The 16,167-nt window shown below is 60.0% G+C and carries 14 protein-coding genes, 1 pseudogene and 1 riboswitch; of the genes and pseudogenes, 12 read left to right on the top strand and 3 right to left on the bottom strand.

The window, feature by feature from the left end:
- Positions 1-111: 111 nt before the first annotated feature.
- Positions 112-1,768: pseudogene (locus tag NKH54_RS24255) on the top strand (MFS transporter).
- A gap of 209 nt (positions 1,769-1,977) precedes the next feature.
- On the opposite strand, the gene NKH54_RS24250 reads toward NKH54_RS24255, so the two are convergent.
- Positions 1,978-2,514: a DUF309 domain-containing protein gene (locus NKH54_RS24250; RefSeq protein ID WP_353029141.1), complete on the bottom strand. Its 537-nt coding sequence runs from the start codon at positions 2,512-2,514 to the stop codon at positions 1,978-1,980.
- Between the two features lie 159 nt (positions 2,515-2,673).
- Here NKH54_RS24250 and pmtA point away from each other — a divergent pair, with 159 nt between their 5' ends.
- The 7 genes from pmtA to NKH54_RS24215 all read left to right on the top strand — a co-directional run bounded on the left by pmtA (position 2,674) and on the right by NKH54_RS24215 (position 8,800).
- Positions 2,674-3,270 carry a phospholipid N-methyltransferase PmtA gene (gene pmtA, locus NKH54_RS24245; protein ID WP_353029184.1) on the top strand — a complete coding sequence of 199 codons (597 nt, stop codon included), beginning with the start codon at positions 2,674-2,676 and terminating at the stop codon, positions 3,268-3,270.
- A gap of 181 nt (positions 3,271-3,451) precedes the next feature.
- Positions 3,452-3,569, top strand: a riboswitch (TPP riboswitch).
- A 103-nt stretch (positions 3,570-3,672) separates the two neighbouring features.
- The gene (thiC, locus tag NKH54_RS24240) at positions 3,673-5,508 is read left to right on the top strand and encodes a phosphomethylpyrimidine synthase ThiC (RefSeq protein ID WP_353029140.1); all 1,836 of its coding nucleotides are present in this window, start codon (positions 3,673-3,675) and stop codon (positions 5,506-5,508) included.
- Positions 5,505-6,506, top strand: coding sequence for a glycine oxidase ThiO (thiO, locus tag NKH54_RS24235; RefSeq protein ID WP_353029139.1), 1,002 nt, complete (start codon positions 5,505-5,507; stop codon positions 6,504-6,506). The genes thiC and thiO overlap by 4 nt, the downstream gene beginning before the upstream one ends.
- Positions 6,475-6,672, top strand: a complete 198-nt coding sequence (gene thiS, locus NKH54_RS24230; protein WP_031253541.1) for a sulfur carrier protein ThiS — start codon at positions 6,475-6,477, stop codon at positions 6,670-6,672. Before thiO ends, thiS begins: the two co-directional genes overlap by 32 nt.
- A gap of 3 nt (positions 6,673-6,675) precedes the next feature.
- A complete protein-coding gene (locus NKH54_RS24225) occupies positions 6,676-7,449 on the top strand; it encodes a thiazole synthase (RefSeq protein WP_353029138.1) in 774 nt (257 codons plus the stop codon).
- Positions 7,446-8,051 carry a thiamine phosphate synthase gene (locus NKH54_RS24220; RefSeq protein ID WP_353029137.1) on the top strand — a complete coding sequence of 202 codons (606 nt, stop codon included), beginning with the start codon at positions 7,446-7,448 and terminating at the stop codon, positions 8,049-8,051. Before NKH54_RS24225 ends, NKH54_RS24220 begins: the two co-directional genes overlap by 4 nt.
- Complete coding sequence (locus tag NKH54_RS24215) at positions 8,042-8,800, top strand: hydroxymethylpyrimidine/phosphomethylpyrimidine kinase (RefSeq protein ID WP_353029136.1); 759 nt, start codon at positions 8,042-8,044, stop codon at positions 8,798-8,800. The genes NKH54_RS24220 and NKH54_RS24215 overlap by 10 nt, the downstream gene beginning before the upstream one ends.
- A 157-nt stretch (positions 8,801-8,957) precedes the next feature.
- Here NKH54_RS24215 and NKH54_RS24210 read toward each other — a convergent pair whose 3' ends face one another.
- Entirely contained in the window at positions 8,958-9,089 is a 132-nt protein-coding gene (locus tag NKH54_RS24210; RefSeq protein ID WP_352658665.1) for a hypothetical protein, read from the bottom strand.
- A 157-nt stretch (positions 9,090-9,246) separates the two neighbouring features.
- Between NKH54_RS24210 and ald the strand changes: the two genes are divergently transcribed.
- From ald to NKH54_RS24195, 3 genes are all read left to right on the top strand, one after another.
- Positions 9,247-10,362, top strand: a complete 1,116-nt coding sequence (ald, locus tag NKH54_RS24205) for an alanine dehydrogenase (RefSeq protein ID WP_353029135.1) — start codon at positions 9,247-9,249, stop codon at positions 10,360-10,362.
- A 337-nt stretch (positions 10,363-10,699) separates the two neighbouring features.
- Positions 10,700-11,767, top strand: a complete 1,068-nt coding sequence (locus NKH54_RS24200) for a dsDNA nuclease domain-containing protein (protein WP_353029134.1) — start codon at positions 10,700-10,702, stop codon at positions 11,765-11,767.
- Positions 11,768-11,824: 57 nt separating this feature from the next.
- Positions 11,825-13,519 carry a hypothetical protein gene (locus NKH54_RS24195; protein WP_353029133.1) on the top strand — a complete coding sequence of 565 codons (1,695 nt, stop codon included), beginning with the start codon at positions 11,825-11,827 and terminating at the stop codon, positions 13,517-13,519.
- Positions 13,520-13,950: 431 nt separating this feature from the next.
- Here the strand turns inward: NKH54_RS24195 and NKH54_RS24190 are convergent, their stop codons facing one another.
- Positions 13,951-14,073: a hypothetical protein gene (locus NKH54_RS24190; protein WP_352603732.1), complete on the bottom strand. Its 123-nt coding sequence runs from the start codon at positions 14,071-14,073 to the stop codon at positions 13,951-13,953.
- Between the two features lie 409 nt (positions 14,074-14,482).
- Between NKH54_RS24190 and NKH54_RS24185 the strand changes: the two genes are divergently transcribed.
- Positions 14,483-16,006, top strand: a complete 1,524-nt coding sequence (locus NKH54_RS24185) for an AAA family ATPase (protein ID WP_353029132.1) — start codon at positions 14,483-14,485, stop codon at positions 16,004-16,006.
- The last annotated feature ends 161 nt before the right edge of the window (positions 16,007-16,167 follow it).

Below are 16,167 nucleotides of genomic sequence, written 5' to 3'. Positions count from 1 at the left end.
GAACTGTGGCCACATTTGTCGGGCAAATGGGTTCCATCTATTCTTCTAGCCGCCACGGTTCAGCCTAGATTACATGGGAAGCGACAATAACGGAAAGCAAAGGTTCGCAAAATGAGTAGGGTGGCTGGATCAAACGAAGATTTGGCTGCACCAACGACCTTTGGGCCACTTCTGCAGCCCACCTTTCGTTCGATCTGGCTCGCGACGCAGGTTTCAAGGCCTCGGCTGGTTGATGCAGACTGTTGCCATCAGCTGGCTGATGGCAACGATCTCGACTTCCGATCTGATGGTTGCGCTGGTGCAGGCTTCGTCGAACCTGCCCGCTTTCGTCCTGTCCGTTTTTGCCGGGGCTCTCGCCGACAATTTCAGCCGGCGCCGGGTCATGTTCGCCGGTCGGTGCCTTATGGTGATTGCGTCCGCGATGCTGACCGCGTCCGTGGCGCTGGGCTTTGTCAGTCCGTGGATGATCCTCGGCTTCAGCTTCTTGATCGCAAGCGGCGGTGCTCTCAATGATCCGGCCTGGCAAGCGTCGGTTGGCGATATCGTGGATCGACGCGATGTTCCCGCTGCCGTCACCCTGCTTTCTGTTGGCTTCAACACCGTCCGGACTGTGGGTCCGGCGCTCGGCGGCATTGTGGTTGCCTCATTTGGCCTTATGGCGGCATTCGCCGTAACCACGCTCACCTATTTCGTACCCTTGGCTACTATTTGGCGCTGCAAGTGGAAGGTTCGTTCTTCCCCTCTTCCCCGCGAGTCGATGAGGACGGCAATTTATGACGGGCTGCGGTTCACGGCGATGTCATCGGAGATCAAGGCAGCGATCGCGCGCGGAACCCTCTTTGGCCTGGCGAGCATCGCCATACTGGCGCTGCTGCCGGTGGTTGTCCGCGACCAGCTGGGAGGAGGCCCGCTTGCCTATGGCGCGCTCATGGCCGGCTTCGGGACCGGAGCCGTCTTCGCCGGCCTCTCCAACAGCCTGTTCAGACGGAGCTTGTCGCAGGAGCGGCTGATGAGGCTCTCCTGCGTGGCCTGTGCGGCGTGTTCTCTCTCCCTGGCACTGACATCTTCGATTGCCGTGGCGGCAATTGCACTCGCCTTGGGCGGCGCGGGCTGGGTGACCGCCTGGTCCGGGGTTGGTGTGAGCGTGCAGCTAGCGAGCCCGCGCTGGGTCGTGGGGCGCACCATCTCGATCTACTATGCTTTGATAGACGGCGGCATCGCGCTCGGCAGCTGGGTGTGGGGCACGGTGGCCGAAAACCATTCGTTGACCTGGGCGCTAGAGGGTTCCGCTGGAGCCCTGTTGATCGTCGCTGCAGCCGGCGTTCTCTTTCCGCTTCGAGAGCGCCGCGACTCCGAGCCTGATCCCTTGGAGGAATTCGATGCCCCAGCTGTCTCTCTCAATTTGAAGCCGAGGAGCGGCCCGATCGTGGTCAAGATCGAATATCTGATAGCCGAGAGAAATCTGGAGGCCTTCCTCGACCTCATGCGGCAGCGGCGCCATGTACACAGCCGCGTCGGTGCTCGGAACTGGACGCTCCAGCGGAACTTGCAGAAGCCTATGCATTGGACAGAAACGTTTCGCACGCCGACCTGGACGGACTACCTTCGCCTCAATCATCGTCTGACGGAAGTAGACAAGGAACTGGACGAGCGTGTCTTTCAGCTGCACGCGGGCGAGACCCCACCTCAAATGACACTTTCCATCGAGCGGCCGACAAGCTCGGCCCGCAAGCCCGAGCACTCAGCTTTTCGCCATCCCCGTCATTGAAGCCTGGCCGGCATCTCTGCCATCAATCGATTGGCTACGAGCGCGATCGGTCAGCTCCCGACCTTCAAGACCATCGACATCGAAGCGGCCGCGAGTTGCCTATAGAACATTACTGCGCTCTTATTGTTTGTGACGCATGCGGGTGGTGAGCGGTTTTCAAAGGCTCCGTTTCCTGCTGACAAAGTTAGCTTGGACCACTGAATTGCCGATCAGACGCTCCTGGATTTTGGTGCGAGAACAAAATCGAAAACGGGCTCAGGCCGGGCAGGCTTTGGCTCCCGCAGAACAACCGGGTAAGTTACGATCGCTTGGGCATGTTCAGCGAGCGCGGCAGGTGTCATTCCCAGCGCTTTCTCAAACAGGCCGCCCGGACTCCCCACCTGACGAAAAAGCCCTGCAGCTCTTGTCGCATGGCGCGCCGCAGCGACCCGCTTTCCCTCACGGATCTTCACGCCGGCCGCCGCCAACAGGATCAGCCCCTTGAAGAACAGGCGGTGCTGAGCACTTCGTTTCGAAGCCTGCCAGAGAGGCTCCCAGGCTTCATGGGCTTCCCAGTAGTAGCCGTGATTGAAAAGGTCGATTCCCCATCGAAACACATCTGAGCCGAGCGCTTCGCCAACGGCGACGGTCACCGGATCTGATCGGTAACTGTGGCCCAAGGCATCACGCACCGGATGCGGATATTTGCCGGGCAGATACGCATAGCTCGGGAACTTTTTTTCGGGTAGCAGGCGAGGGCGAAACATAGGCCCAGCAAACATGAAAGTGCGTTGAGGGGCAATTCATGCTGACCGCGTCGTGACAGGCAAGCAGTCTTAACGGGCTTGTAAAGGGTGGCGAGATTGGCCAAAACGCGCTTTGCCAAATTCATGACGTTGGGTAAGCGGCTGACGCAGGGAGAAGATATGATCTTGCGACTGAGGGAGCGGCTCGGCAAAAGGTTTGAGGAAGAAGTCCAATTCTTCAAAGGCTGGCAAAAGGACAAGAAGGGCGTGGGAGCCCTTATTCCCACTTCGGTTTATGCTGCACGCCGGATGGCAAGCGTGGTGAACCCACGGTCAGGATTACCGATTCTGGAGCTTGGCGCGGGAACCGGTGTCATCACAAAGGCGATCCTGGCTAGGGGAATCAAGCCGCGCCAGCTGGTTTCAGTCGAATATTCCAGGATTTTCTACGACGGCTTGGTGCAACGCTTCCCGAATGTGGACTTCAGATTGGGCGACGCATTTGCGCTGGACGAAGCTCTGGGTGAGCGCAACGGTGAACAGTTCGATTGTGTTATAAGTGCAGTTCCGCTGTTGAGCTTTCCAATGCAACAGCGTGTCGCGCTGGTTGAGGATCTACTTGCCCGTATTCCTGCCGGCCGGCCCGTGATTCAGATCACATACGGACCTCTGTCGCCGGTGATCAAGATGCCAGACCGTTACGTGGTTTCCCACTATGACTTCGTCGTCCGCAACATACCGCCGGCACAGCTCTGGACTTATCGTCGAGCAGTCTAGCCAAATCTGGACGGTTTCCTTCTTGAGGGTTCCGCTGAGTGGTGGCCTTGCACCCAAATAGGATGTGGAACAGAGCAGGGGCAGATGCCAGATTGCCAAGAAGACGAAGCGGTCCTGGTTTGATTTGACATTGGGCGGGCCAAATGCGCTTGACAAAGCCGCGCCGGCCCGTTCAACCTGAGGCATTCACCAGGGGAGTCCCGGCAAGGGGCTGAGATACTGCTGGCTTTCGGGGGCGCAGTGACCCGTTGAACCTGATCCAGTTCATACTGGCGTAGGGACGGTGCAAGCGCTCTGCGGGAGTTCACGCCCGAGGTCCTGTTTCGGCAGGTCCACAGAAGCGTCTTTTCATCCTTCCGGCACAGAACTGGGTCTCCAATGCATGAGCAAAGGAGCCTAAAGATGAATGCCCTCACCCCCGCCGTGTCGACAGGGCCGCTGCCTGCCTCACGGAAAATCCACAAGTCTGGCGTCCTCCATCCGCACATCAAGGTGCCGATGCGCGAAATCTCCGTCCACCCGACGGCCGGCGAGCCGCCCATCACCGTCTACGATCCGTCGGGCCCCTATACCGACCCGACTGTCGAAACCAGCATCGAAAAAGGCCTGGCCCGCCTTCGCCATGAATGGATTACGGCACGCGGCGATGTCGAAGCCTATGACGGCCGTCATGTTCGGCCGGAAGACAACGGATTCGCGGCGGGCGAGCGCCTGACACCGGAATTTCCCGTCCGCAACCGGCCACTCAGGGCCAAGGCCGGCAAGGCAGTGACCCAGCTTGCCTATGCGCGCGCCGGCATCATCACGCCTGAAATGGAGTTCGTCGCCATCCGCGAGAACCTTGGTCGCGAGATCCTGCACGGCAAGCTTGAGCTCGACGGCGAGGCTTTCGGCGCGATGCTGCCCGATTTCGTCACACCCGAATTCGTCCGCGACGAGGTGGCGCGCGGACGGGCGATCATTCCCGCCAACATCAACCATCCCGAGAGCGAGCCGATGATCATCGGTCGCAATTTTCTGGTCAAGATCAACGCCAACATCGGCAACTCCGCCGTCACATCGTCGATGGCCGAAGAGGTCGAAAAGATGGTCTGGGCGATTCGCTGGGGCGCCGATACGGTGATGGACCTGTCGACCGGCCGCAACATTCACAACATCCGGGACTGGATCGTGCGCAACGCACCGGTGCCGATCGGCACGGTGCCACTCTACCAGGCGCTCGAGAAGGTTGGCGGCATTGCCGAGGATCTGACCTGGGAGGTGTACCGCGACACGCTGATCGAACAGGCCGAGCAGGGCGTCGACTATTTCACCATCCACGCCGGCGTGCGGCTGCATTACATCCCGCTGACCGTCGACCGGGTCACCGGCATCGTCTCGCGCGGCGGGTCGATCATGGCCAAGTGGTGCCTGCACCATCACCGGGAAAGCTTCCTCTACGAGCACTTCGCCGAGATCTGCGACATCGCCAGAGCCTACGACGTCTCCTTCTCGCTCGGCGACGGCCTTCGTCCAGGCTCGATCGCCGATGCCAACGACGCGGCGCAGTTCGCCGAGTTGGAGACGCTCGGCGAGCTGACGCAGATCGCCTGGGCGAAGGATTGCCAGGTGATGATCGAGGGCCCTGGCCACGTGCCGATGCACAAGATCAAGGCGAACATGGACAAGCAGCTCGCCGTCTGCGGCGAGGCGCCCTTCTATACGCTTGGACCGCTGACAACCGACATCGCGCCGGGCTACGACCACATCACCTCAGGCATTGGGGCCGCCATGATAGGCTGGTTCGGGACCGCCATGCTCTGTTACGTCACGCCCAAGGAGCATCTCGGCCTTCCCGATCGCAGCGACGTCAAGATCGGCGTGATCACCTACAAGATCGCAGCCCACGCCGCCGACCTGGCGAAGGGCCATCCGGCAGCGAAAGTCAGGGATGATGCGCTTTCCCGCGCGCGCTTCGAGTTCCGCTGGGAGGACCAGTTCAACCTGTCGCTCGATCCGGAAACGGCGCGGTCCTTCCACGACCAGACTTTGCCCAAGGAAGCGCACAAGGTGGCGCATTTCTGCTCGATGTGCGGGCCGAAATTCTGCTCGATGCGTATCTCTCACGACATCCGTGCCGAGGCGCAGAAAGAGGGCATGGCGGCGATGGCGGCGAAATATGGCGAGGGCGGCGATCTCTACCTGCCGGCGGACGAGACCGGCGCGCCGCTCATACCTCAGCCACGTGAGCCATCATGAAGGTCTTGGTCAAAGGGGCCGGCGTTGCCGGCCTCACCGTCGCCTTCGAGTTCGCCGCACGCGGCGCGGTGGTTACCGTTGCCGAGACAAGGCCTGCCCTTGGCGGCAATGCGTCGTGGTTCGCCGGTGGCATGTTGGCGCCGTGGTGCGAGCGTGAAAGCGCCGAGCAGCCGGTGCTGGATCTCGGACGCGACGCCGCCGACTGGTGGGACGCCGCAACGCCAGGCTTGGTAGCACGACGGGGAACGCTGGTCTTGGCCGCGCCGCGCGATGCGGGCGAGCTCGACCGGTTCGCCAGCCGCACGACGGGCTATCGGCGTGTCGAGGAAGATGAAATTGCCTTGCTGGAGCCCGACTTAGCCGGCCGCTACCGCCGCGGATTGCTCTTCCCCGCTGAGGGCCATCTTGATCCGCGCCAGGCGATGGCAGCACTTCATGACAAGCTCGCGGCCATGGGTGTTGAATTCCACTTCGGCGCCGACGCCCAGCATGTTTTTGGTTTCGATCGTCAGATCGATTGCACGGGAATGGCAGCCGCCGATAGCAGGTTGCGTGGCGTTCGCGGCGAAATGCTCACCCTGCGTATCCCTGATATCTCGCTGTCGCGCCCCGTCAGGCTGCTGCATCCGCGCTTTCCACTCTATGCAGTGCCGCGCACCGACCACTGTTTCATGATTGGTGCGACGATGATTGAAAGCCAGTCCGGCGGACCGGTCACGGCGCGCTCCATGATGGAGCTGCTGGGTACCGCCTATGCCCTCCACCCGGCCTTTGGCGAGGCTGAGATCGTTGAAACCGGTGTCGGCGTCCGCCCAGCCTTTCCCGACAATTTGCCGCGCGTCGAAACCAAGGGTGAAATCATCGCGATCAACGGGCTCTATCGTCACGGTTTTCTCCTGGCTCCCGCCATGGCGCGCCAGGCTGCCGACCTGGTTTTCAGTCAAGACAGAACCAAGGAGCTTGCTCATGAAACTGATGGTCAACGGCGAAGCGCATGAGGTTGCCGCCACAACGCTGGAGGCGCTGCTTGCCGCGCTTGACTATGAGGGCGATTGGCTGGCGACCGCCGTCAACAACGACCTCGTGCACAAAGCCAACCGGGCGGAATTCCAATTGAACGACGGCGACCGGATCGAAATCCTCTCGCCCATGCAGGGCGGCTAGGCCATGATCGAGCTTTATGGAGCCGAGCTTCCCTCCCGCCTGCTTCTTGGCACGGCTCAATATCCTTCGCCGGCCATCCTTGCCTATGCAGTCAGGGCATCGGGCACGGCGGTGGTGACCGTCTCGTTGCGCCGTGAAATGGCAGGCGGCAGGGCTGGCGAAGAATTCTGGTCGTTGATCCGCTCGCTGGGCGTCAGAATCCTGCCCAACACTGCTGGCTGCCACTCCGTCAAGGAAGCGGTCACGACCGCAAAAATGGCGCGCGAAGTCTTCGGTACGAACTGGGTCAAGCTCGAAGTGATCGGCAACCACGACACGCTGCAGCCGGATGTGTTCGGTCTGGTCGAAGCCGCCCGCATCCTGTGCGAGGACGGTTTTGCTGTATTCCCCTATACTACCGACGACCTTGTCGTTGCCGAGCGGCTGCTTACGGCGGGCTGCAAGGTCTTGATGCCGTGGTGCGCGCCGATCGGTTCCGCTCTCGGACCGATCAACATCACTGCGCTGCGCTCGATGCGCGGACATTTCCCAGGCGTTCCGCTGATCGTGGATGCGGGGCTCGGACGGCCATCGCACGCGGCAACCGTCATGGAGCTCGGCTTTGACGCCATACTCCTGAACACCGCGGTCGCCAAGGCGGCCGATCCGGTCGGCATGGCGCGTGCGTTCGGCAAGGCGGTCGAGGCCGGTCGTGAAGCTTTCAGCTCGGGTATGCTTGAACCGCGCGACGTCGCCGTGCCATCGACACCGACCATCGGCAGGGCAGTTTTTTCATGAAGCTCGATCCCTTCTACCTGATCGTCGACAGCGCTGACTGGGTCGAGCGGCTGGTCCCGCTCGGCGTCAAGCTGGTTCAGTTGCGCATCAAGGATAGGGACGAGACCACGCTGCGGATGGAAATCCGCCGCGCGAACGGCGTCTGCGCGGTCCTTGGTTGCCAACTGATCGTCAACGACTATTGGCGCGAGGCAATCGAGGAAGGCTGCGACTTCGTCCATCTCGGCCAAGAGGATTTGGCCGCGGCCGACCTGCTGGCGATTAAGTACGCCGGATTGAAGCTCGGGCTCAGCACGCACGATCATCTCGAACTGGAAACGGCTATCGCTGCCGAGCCCGACTATATCGCGCTCGGCCCCATCTATCCCACCGTCCTGAAGCAGATGAAATGGGCGCCGCAAGGGCTCGAGCGGATCAGCGAGTGGAAGCATCGGGTGGCGCCGATCCCATTGGTCGCCATTGGCGGCCTCAACCCCGACCGGCTCGACGGTGTTTTCGAGGCTGGTGCGGACAGCGCGGCAGTGGTCACCGACATCACGTTGAATGCCGATCCCGAAGCGCGCACGCGAGAATGGATCGAAAAGACAAAGCCATGGCGCTGAGGCGAGAACCGCATGTGCTCGTGGTCGGCGGATCAGACTCCAGCGGTGGGGCTGGAATAGCACGCGATATCGAGACGATCTCTTCCATCGGCATGCGAACCTGCCTGGCTGTCACTGCGCTGACGGTGCAGACGCACGAAGCCGTAAAAGCAATCCATCCTTCGCAGCCCGATCTAGTGGCCGATCAGATGCGCGCCGCGCTGCAGGCCAACAAGGTGGCGGCCATCAAGATCGGCATGCTCGCAACGGCCGAGATCGTCGTTGCCGTCGCGGCTGTGCTACGCGAAAATCCGCAGGTGCCGGCAGTACTCGACCCGGTGCTGGCCTCGACGTCAGGCCGGGCGCTGCTAGAAGCAAGCGCCATCGCCGTCATGAAGCGCAGTCTGATGCCGCTTTGCCGTCTCGTCACACCCAATTTCATCGAGCTGGCGCTCCTTGTGGGCTCGGAACTAGCAGTGGATGAGGGAGGCGCAGTGTGGCAAGGCCGGCACTTGCTGGCCACCGAAGCGCAGGCCCTGCTGATCAAGGGCGGCCACGCATCGGGGCCTCGATCAACCGATATTCTGTTGCGCCGCGATCAAGCAACAATCCGCTTCGACTCGCCACGCCTTGTCGCATCGATGCGCGGGACCGGCTGCATGCTGGCCAGCGCGATCGCGGCGCATTTGGCGAATGCGAAGCCGCTTGAAGACAGTGTGCGCGAAGGCAAGCTGTTTGTTTTCGAGAAGCTTCAGAAGGCAGCCGAATGAGTGACGCTGCCTCAGTCACTCTAATGCGACGGCGCGGCGATCAAGTCCATCCAGCGGTATGCAGATAGCGCCCTGCCGGCGGGGAGAAGACCGGCAGGTGTCCCCGCGCATAGCTCGCGACCATTTGGCAGCAGGATATTGGCGGCAGGCGGTGGTTTTACAGCAGCGCGGCGCGATCGCCCATTCGTTTTGCCAAGCCGTCATTGGGACGGCGTCCGAGACAGACTGGATCCGGCGCCTCCTTCTGAAAAGCCTCGAGAATGGCGATATCGATCCTATCGAGCGGCATTTTTCGTGAGTCCTGCGACTACTTAGCCATTTCGCGCAACGATTATCGAATCGCGCCCTCTCGCGCAAGCGCATTCGCAAACACCTGCGCACCGATTCGTGGTTCACTCCAGCAATACAGGGAGCCAGCCCAAAAGGGCCGGATCAGGAGAAGAAAAATGCGCATCGGCTGCCCCAAGGAAATCAAGAACCACGAATACCGTGTCGGCCTAACGCCCGGCTCGGTTCGCGAATATGTCGCCCATGGCCACGAAGTGCTGGTCGAGGCCGGTGCCGGTGCCGGGATCGGCGCCGATGACAACGCCTACCGCGCTGCTGGCGCAACCATCGCCAAGACCGCCGCCGACGTATTCGCCAAGTCGGACATGATCGTCAAAGTGAAGGAGCCGCAGCCCAATGAATGGGTCCAGCTGCGTGACGGCCAGATCCTCTACACCTATCTTCACCTGGCTCCGGATCCGGAACAGACCAAGGGCCTGCTCGCTTCGGGCGTGACGGCAATCGCCTACGAAACAGTGACCGATGACCGTGGCGGCCTGCCGCTTCTGGCGCCGATGTCGGAAGTCGCGGGTCGCCTGTCGATCCAGGCCGGCGCCATGGCGCTGCAGAAGGCCAATGGCGGCCGTGGCGTGCTGCTGGGCGGCGTGCCCGGCGTGCTGCCCGGCAAGGTCACTGTGCTCGGCGGCGGCGTCGTCGGCCTGCATGCCGCCCGTATGGCCGCCGGCCTTGGCGCCGACGTCACAATTATCGACCGCTCGATCCCGCGCCTGCGTCAGCTCGACGATCTGTTCGCCGGCCGTGTGCACACCCGCTACTCGACCGTCGAGGCGCTCGAGGAAGAATGCTTCTCGGCCGACATAGTGGTCGGCGCCGTGTTGATCCCCGGTGCCGCCGCGCCGAAGCTCGTCGCCCGCGAAATGCTGTCCGGTATGAAGAAGGGCTCGGTGCTGGTCGACGTCGCCATCGACCAGGGCGGTTGTTTTGAGACCTCGCACGCCACGACCCATGCCGATCCGACCTACGAAGTCGACGGCGTCATCCACTATTGCGTCGCCAACATGCCGGGCGCCGTGCCGGTCACCTCGGCTCATGCGCTCAACAACGCGACGCTACACTATGGCCTGCAGCTTGCAGATAAGGGCCTGAAGGCGCTGGTTGACGACCATCACCTGCGCAATGGCCTCAATGTCCACAAGGGCAAGATCACCAATCGCGCTGTCGCCGAAGCGCTCGGCTACGATCTGGTTGAGCCGAAGGCTGTGCTGGCCGCCTGACGCGGACAACGAATTTCCTCCTGTCTTGCCCGCCGGGTTCGTTCCGGCGGTCTTTTCTAGGCGACGATTGGCCAAAGGCTCTTGCCGTCCTCCTCCCGTGAGCAAGCGCTTTGGCGCCTCCGGGTGCTCGGTGCATTCGTTGCTTGAGCTATACCGCAACCCATAATCGATCATTTTGGAACCGCAGGCTGATGGAAAGTCATGAAGTCTTCTATCAACCTGGACGTCGTCTATTCATTTGGCTCATTAATTTGGGTTAGATTTATGCCTACGAGGGGGCGCGGTTCTCTTTTAGACATGCCGGCCCGGGAGAATACGGCGGGCCGCGGGAGGCAGCATGGGCGTCAAAGAGAAACTATTGACCGTGGACGAACGCGAGGACGGCGGGCGAACGGCTTACGAACGTTTCGACTACCAGACGGCTTGGGGCATCTCGAAGCTTCTCGATCTACATGATGCTGGGCTGAACTATGCCGTTGGCTTCGAATTCCACGACGATGTCGTCTCGCTTGACGACGCCGACGACCCGACGAAGGTGATCTTTTATCAGGTCAAAACCAAGCAGACAGGCAACTGGTCATTCGAACGCATCGCGAACAGGACTATGGTCAAGGGGGTCAAGCAGGCGTCGTTTGCCGGCAAGATGTACGACAATTTCCTCCGCTTCGGCGCCGTTGTCGAACGCCTCGTTTTCGTCAGCAACCAACCGCTCCCGGAAGTCATCCTGGTGCACGGGGAGAACGGCTTCTCGTTGGCCGAAAAGGAAAAGCTCAAGAAATTTGTCGCAAAGCTTTCCGAGGAGGCGGGGGGCTTCAAGGATCCCGAGCATACGAGCTTGTTTTTCTTCGCATTCTCGGAGCTCAATCTGGCCGGCTACGAAAATGCCATACTCGGTCGGATCGCATCGTTCCTCGCGAATGGGGTTGGATCGCACATCCCGCCTAAGCCGTTCGCCCTGATGTTGAACGACTATTGCAGGCGGCGTTCGAAAAAACTCGCCGACTTCTCAAGTTTTGACGAGCTAAAGGCCTCAAAGTTCGTGACGCGTGCGGAGGTGACGCAGTGGCTCACTCATATCTGCGACCAACACGAGCGCCGCCCGGATTGGGGATCCGTATCCAACCAGCTCAACCTTCCCTTCATCGAAAAGACAAAGATTCAGCGGGAGTGGAGCGCTTACGAGGTAGCCATGCGCGCCAGGCCAAACGCGGCGACGGTTGCCATGAACGAGCGACTGCGAAAGCTGATCGACGACACGATCGACGGCGCCGACGCAGGGATGGAAGACCTGGTTGCTTTCGTTGACGCGGTGTTCGCTCTCGCCAAACCCGTCGTCCGCGCATGGAAGGCGGACGCCAGCGATCATTTCGTCAAGGCGGCCATACTTTACGAGTTCAGCCCATGACCTCCAACGACGACCGACGCTACCGACTTCTGATAAGAAACCTGCGAAAAAAGAACGATGAAAAAACTGCGCTTCGAAAGTTTGGAGTTGCTGTCCCTGAAGGAACGGAAAGCTCTGACGGTACAGTTTCACCCGTTTCTGACGGTGATTCAGGGGGAGAATGACGTTGGAAAGTCGTCGGTCATCAAGAGCCTGTATTGGGCTTTCGGCGCGACCCCGCCGAAAATCCATCCCCAATGGGCCAGGGCCAACGTAAAGGCGCTCGTCATCTTCACGGTCGATGGCATCCGCTATCGTATCCTCCGCAATCAGGAAAATTTCGGGGTCTTCGACTCGAGCGGCAAAATGCTTCTGTCGACCAGCCAAGTCACCAAGGAACTGGCCCCCTTCATCGCCAAGCTAATCGACTTCAAACTGGTTTTTACCAACCGCGAACAGACTTCGGAATCCCCGCCTCCAGCCTACGCCTTCCTGCCCTTCTACATTGATCAGGATGCCGGGTGGCGAAAGCCGCTGGACTCATTCGCCTATCTCACTCAGTACGTCGATTTCCGAAAGGATCTTTTAGAATACCACACAGGCATCCTGCCTAATGAGTATTATGAACTCAGTGCGGAGCGACGCGGCCTCGAGTTCGAGCAGAAGACGTTCGAGGCAGATCGCGGTGTCGTCCGCAAGGCGATCGCCCGTTTCGACCTGCAGGCGTCGTTCGATGGATTAGAGCTTTCGACCGAGGGCCATGAGCAGGCCATCGAGCAATTGCTACAACGCCTCCAACAGGTCAAGCAGGTCCGGCAGGAACGCGCCGGTAAACTGGCCGACATTCTCGACCAACGCATGATCCTGGACCAACAGACCGCAGTCGTACGTTCCGCCATCGGCGAACTCGAGAAAGACGCCAAGTTTGCCGGCGAGCTGGACGAGGTCGAAGTTTTCTGCCCGACCTGCGGCACCGTCCACCGCAACGATTTCGCCAACAGGTTCAGCATCGTTCAGGACCGCGAGTCCTGCTTCGAATTCCTCACGGAAGCCCAGCAAAGAATCCGTGTACTTGCTGCCCAGGCCGGCAAGGCAGAAGCTGATGTACGTGATGCTGATCAGACTTTGCAGGAGATCCAGACTACGCTCGACACCAAGCGCGGCGAAGTCAGCCTGCTTGAGGTCATCGAAAGTCGTGGTCGTCGCATCGCCGCCAACATGTTCGACAGCCAACTGGAGGAGTTGGACGTTAAGATCGCGACCCTTTTCGGCGAAATCGGCAAGATCGAGGAACGCCTAAAGGAGTTGAAGGACAAGAAACGGCGGGAAGACATCGTCGCCTTCTATGCAAGGCACATAATCCCCTATCTCGACCGCCTTGACGTCACGAATTACACAGCGGACGACTACACCAAGATACCAGCGAGGGTGGCCGAGACGGGGAGCGATCTGCCTCGCGCCATCCTCGCTTATTTCCTCGCGATACTAAGGACGATCCACCAGCATTCGACGGCCTTGTTCGCGCCCATCGTGATCGACAGTCCGAACCAGCAAGATCAGGATCCGAAGAACGTCGCCGCAATGATCGACCTGATCGTCGAATCCCGACCGGACGATGCCCAGACCATACTAGGTACCGTTTCTCTGCACGGGCACGATATCAAGGAAGGATCAGTGATTGAGTTTACCAGAAAGCTCTCGGTCCTCAGCGAGGACGAATACGAGGGTGTTCTCAGTTCGATGCAGCCATTGATGGATCAGATGACGACCTAACTATCGTCGTTAATGTAGCGACGAAACGTAGGCGCCCTGATACGCCCGCGTCGATAGTACCAACCGAAGCCAGACTGTCTGCGCCCTTGTTCTTTCGCGTTGCCGTGCTTCAATCATGCGCGAGCGCTGCTGTGGAAAGATCGGTCTGGGGATTGGCCTCTACCAACCGAAAGCCGATGGGCCGCCCACCGGCCTGATTCTAGAACGGAATGTGATCCGAAGGCTGATCGGAATCGATTTCGTGGACCTCGGTCGTTCCACGCCGTAAGATGAATTGAGGCCCCGTCATATTGGCGAACTGATGCCTCCGGGCGATCTTGTTCGCCAGTTCCGGGAATGGGCGGTCATGGCCCTCGGGGTGCATCAAGCCGATCTCGATGTAGGTAGCTCGTCAACTTGGCCAAGGTGTTTCGACCAATCTTAAAGTAGTTTCAGGTGTCGTCGTCGGAGACCTCCTGGACCAGGGCCGAACCGACCGCAATGCAGCTTTCCTGCACATCGATCCAGTACAGCCCCTCAAAATTGTCGGCGCTCCATTCGAGGTTCTGGTGCACGGTAGGCGAACGTTAGGCAGCGGCCGTCGCCTGGCTTGATCGCTCCAACGACACCTTGCCACGGCGGCAACGGGAAGTAGACAATTCTGGCATAGTCTCAGGAAACAAGGCTATCCGCTCTGGTCTCTTGAGGTCCCGCACTCCACAATGCCTTTTATGCGACTTTCGAGGCAAAAACCATGAACACTGCGGCCGCGTGATTATTGATTTCCAATCGCCACTTAGTCGGCTTGCATGTTCCGAAATGACGAATTGGGGCCGAAAGCCGCCTAGCAGGTTCAGGCTGGCACCGGCAAAAAGCTGCCGCTTGCACGACCAGTGCGGGTCTAGGATCGCCCACGCACCCTAGAATCAGCGTTGCATTTATTCGCGCGAAAACGTCTAGTCTATTTGCTTGGGGGCAGTAAGCATGCGGATTCGACTTGACCAAATCGTCGTCAGCCAGTTCAAGCGGATCGATTCAGTCACAATCGAGCTAAAGCCAGTAACCGCTCTCGTCGGCGGGAATACCAGCGGCAAAAGCAGTGCATTGCAGGCGGCGCAGCTTGGCGTCTCAATTTTGCAGGCCGCGTTTCGCGGCATCCGCGGCAACGGCAATCCAGATTTCGCGGGTACGGTCTCAAACGATGCGGTGCTCTTCCGTCCAACCGAGCAGTTGCTGGACCTTCGACGTGGAGACCGAGCGACGCAGAACCTTGGCTACTCTATTAGCTACCGCGGTGTGGATCTCGACACAAACACGGACAAGGAGATGACGATCGAGGTCCGTCGGGGAAAAAATGCGAACATCGCCATCACTCGGACAGGGGACGATGACCTCGCTGCCGTGCTAGCGAATGGAGACCGCCCCTTCTCAATACTCACGCCGGGCCTCTCGGGTATCCCGATGCGCGAGGAATGGCGAACCAAAGGGGCGATGGACGCCGCCGTTATGCATGGTGATGCTAACCTCTACCTCCGCACCGTGCTCGATCATCTCTTCACTCGCGATCTGGATGAAATGGCGAGGACCGCCTGGCGACAAGGGCGAGACATTGGCCTGCTGCCGGACAGCGGCTGGAAGACATTTTCCACGCTTCTCGATCGTTGCTACCAGGGTACACGCGTCATCGTGGATCACAACCAGCAACACGACCGCTACGTACACGTCGATGTCGAAACCCTGGACACGAGGGTCACGATCGACATGGCATCGACCGGCATACTGCAGGTTATCCAGATAATTGCATACGCCTGCTTCTACGCTCCACCCCTGCTCCTGCTGGATGAGCCCGATGCGCATCTCCATGCCGACAGTCAGTCGCGACTTTACGAGGCGCTTAGAGGGGTCGCGGCAGAGACTCAGACCCGCATCCTGTTCGCTAGCCACTCGCCCCAGCTGATCCAACGCCTCATGTACGACCCCGACGCCGCGGTCGTGTGGATGAGCGAAGGCGCGAAGGTTCCGGTTGACGATGCTCAGCGTCCAGCAATCCCGATCCTCATGACGCTCGGCGCCCTGTCGGCCGGTGCAGATGCCTTCGATCCTGCACGACCCGTGATCCTCTTCACCGAGGACAAACTGCCGCAACCGGTAACTGTGCTAGCCAAGGCGAACGGTGCGCCGGAAAACCTCGTCGCGCTCTCGTACAACGGATGCGGAAACCTTCCAGCAGCGAGGCTTCTTGCGAACATGATCACAGATATGCGGCCCGACGCGCGGATCATCCTCCATCGGGATCGCGACTTTCGGACCGATCCCGGAGATGCAATTCGAACTTTCTACTGCCGCCGTCGAGCGTCAGCGCAACGGCGTGACTCGCGTTACCGAAGTTTTTACGCCCCTCAACGACGTCGAGCATTCATTTACCAAAGCCACACATCTCAAAGACGTCTTCAACGACCTCGCGCCGGAGCTGATCGATGCCGCGATCGCAGACGTAACTGCGTTTAAGCGCGACGACCTAGTGAATGCGGCACGCGTCGCTCGTGACCAGATTCGCTCATCGCTCTATGACAGCCCTCGAAAGCGCGGGAAGCCAGAATGGGCTGCGTCAGGTATGCCCGACAATCCTCCGCCGATCGGTGGATTCGTTCCCATCAATGGTCTAACCC

Origin of the sequence: Mesorhizobium sp. M1004 (assembly GCF_040318795.1) — a bacterium.
GTDB lineage: Bacteria > Pseudomonadota > Alphaproteobacteria > Rhizobiales > Rhizobiaceae > Mesorhizobium.
This window is presented reverse-complemented; position numbering and strand designations above follow the sequence as displayed.

Bases quoted from the DNA above. Each gene is read 5' to 3' on its own strand.
- NKH54_RS24250 (WP_353029141.1), bottom strand. From the start codon at position 2,514: ATGTTTCGCCCTCGCCTGCTACCCGAAAAAAAGTTCCCGAGCTATGCG.
- pmtA (WP_353029184.1), top strand. From the start codon at position 2,674: ATGATCTTGCGACTGAGGGAGCGGCTCGGCAAAAGGTTTGAGGAAGAA.
- thiC (WP_353029140.1), top strand. From the start codon at position 3,673: ATGAATGCCCTCACCCCCGCCGTGTCGACAGGGCCGCTGCCTGCCTCA.
- thiO (WP_353029139.1), top strand. From the start codon at position 5,505: ATGAAGGTCTTGGTCAAAGGGGCCGGCGTTGCCGGCCTCACCGTCGCC.
- thiS (WP_031253541.1), top strand. From the start codon at position 6,475: ATGAAACTGATGGTCAACGGCGAAGCGCATGAGGTTGCCGCCACAACG.
- NKH54_RS24225 (WP_353029138.1), top strand. From the start codon at position 6,676: ATGATCGAGCTTTATGGAGCCGAGCTTCCCTCCCGCCTGCTTCTTGGC.
- NKH54_RS24220 (WP_353029137.1), top strand. From the start codon at position 7,446: ATGAAGCTCGATCCCTTCTACCTGATCGTCGACAGCGCTGACTGGGTC.
- NKH54_RS24215 (WP_353029136.1), top strand. From the start codon at position 8,042: ATGGCGCTGAGGCGAGAACCGCATGTGCTCGTGGTCGGCGGATCAGAC.
- NKH54_RS24210 (WP_352658665.1), bottom strand. From the start codon at position 9,089: ATGCCGCTCGATAGGATCGATATCGCCATTCTCGAGGCTTTTCAGAAG.
- ald (WP_353029135.1), top strand. From the start codon at position 9,247: ATGCGCATCGGCTGCCCCAAGGAAATCAAGAACCACGAATACCGTGTC.
- NKH54_RS24200 (WP_353029134.1), top strand. From the start codon at position 10,700: ATGGGCGTCAAAGAGAAACTATTGACCGTGGACGAACGCGAGGACGGC.
- NKH54_RS24195 (WP_353029133.1), top strand. From the start codon at position 11,825: ATGAAAAAACTGCGCTTCGAAAGTTTGGAGTTGCTGTCCCTGAAGGAA.
- NKH54_RS24185 (WP_353029132.1), top strand. From the start codon at position 14,483: ATGCGGATTCGACTTGACCAAATCGTCGTCAGCCAGTTCAAGCGGATC.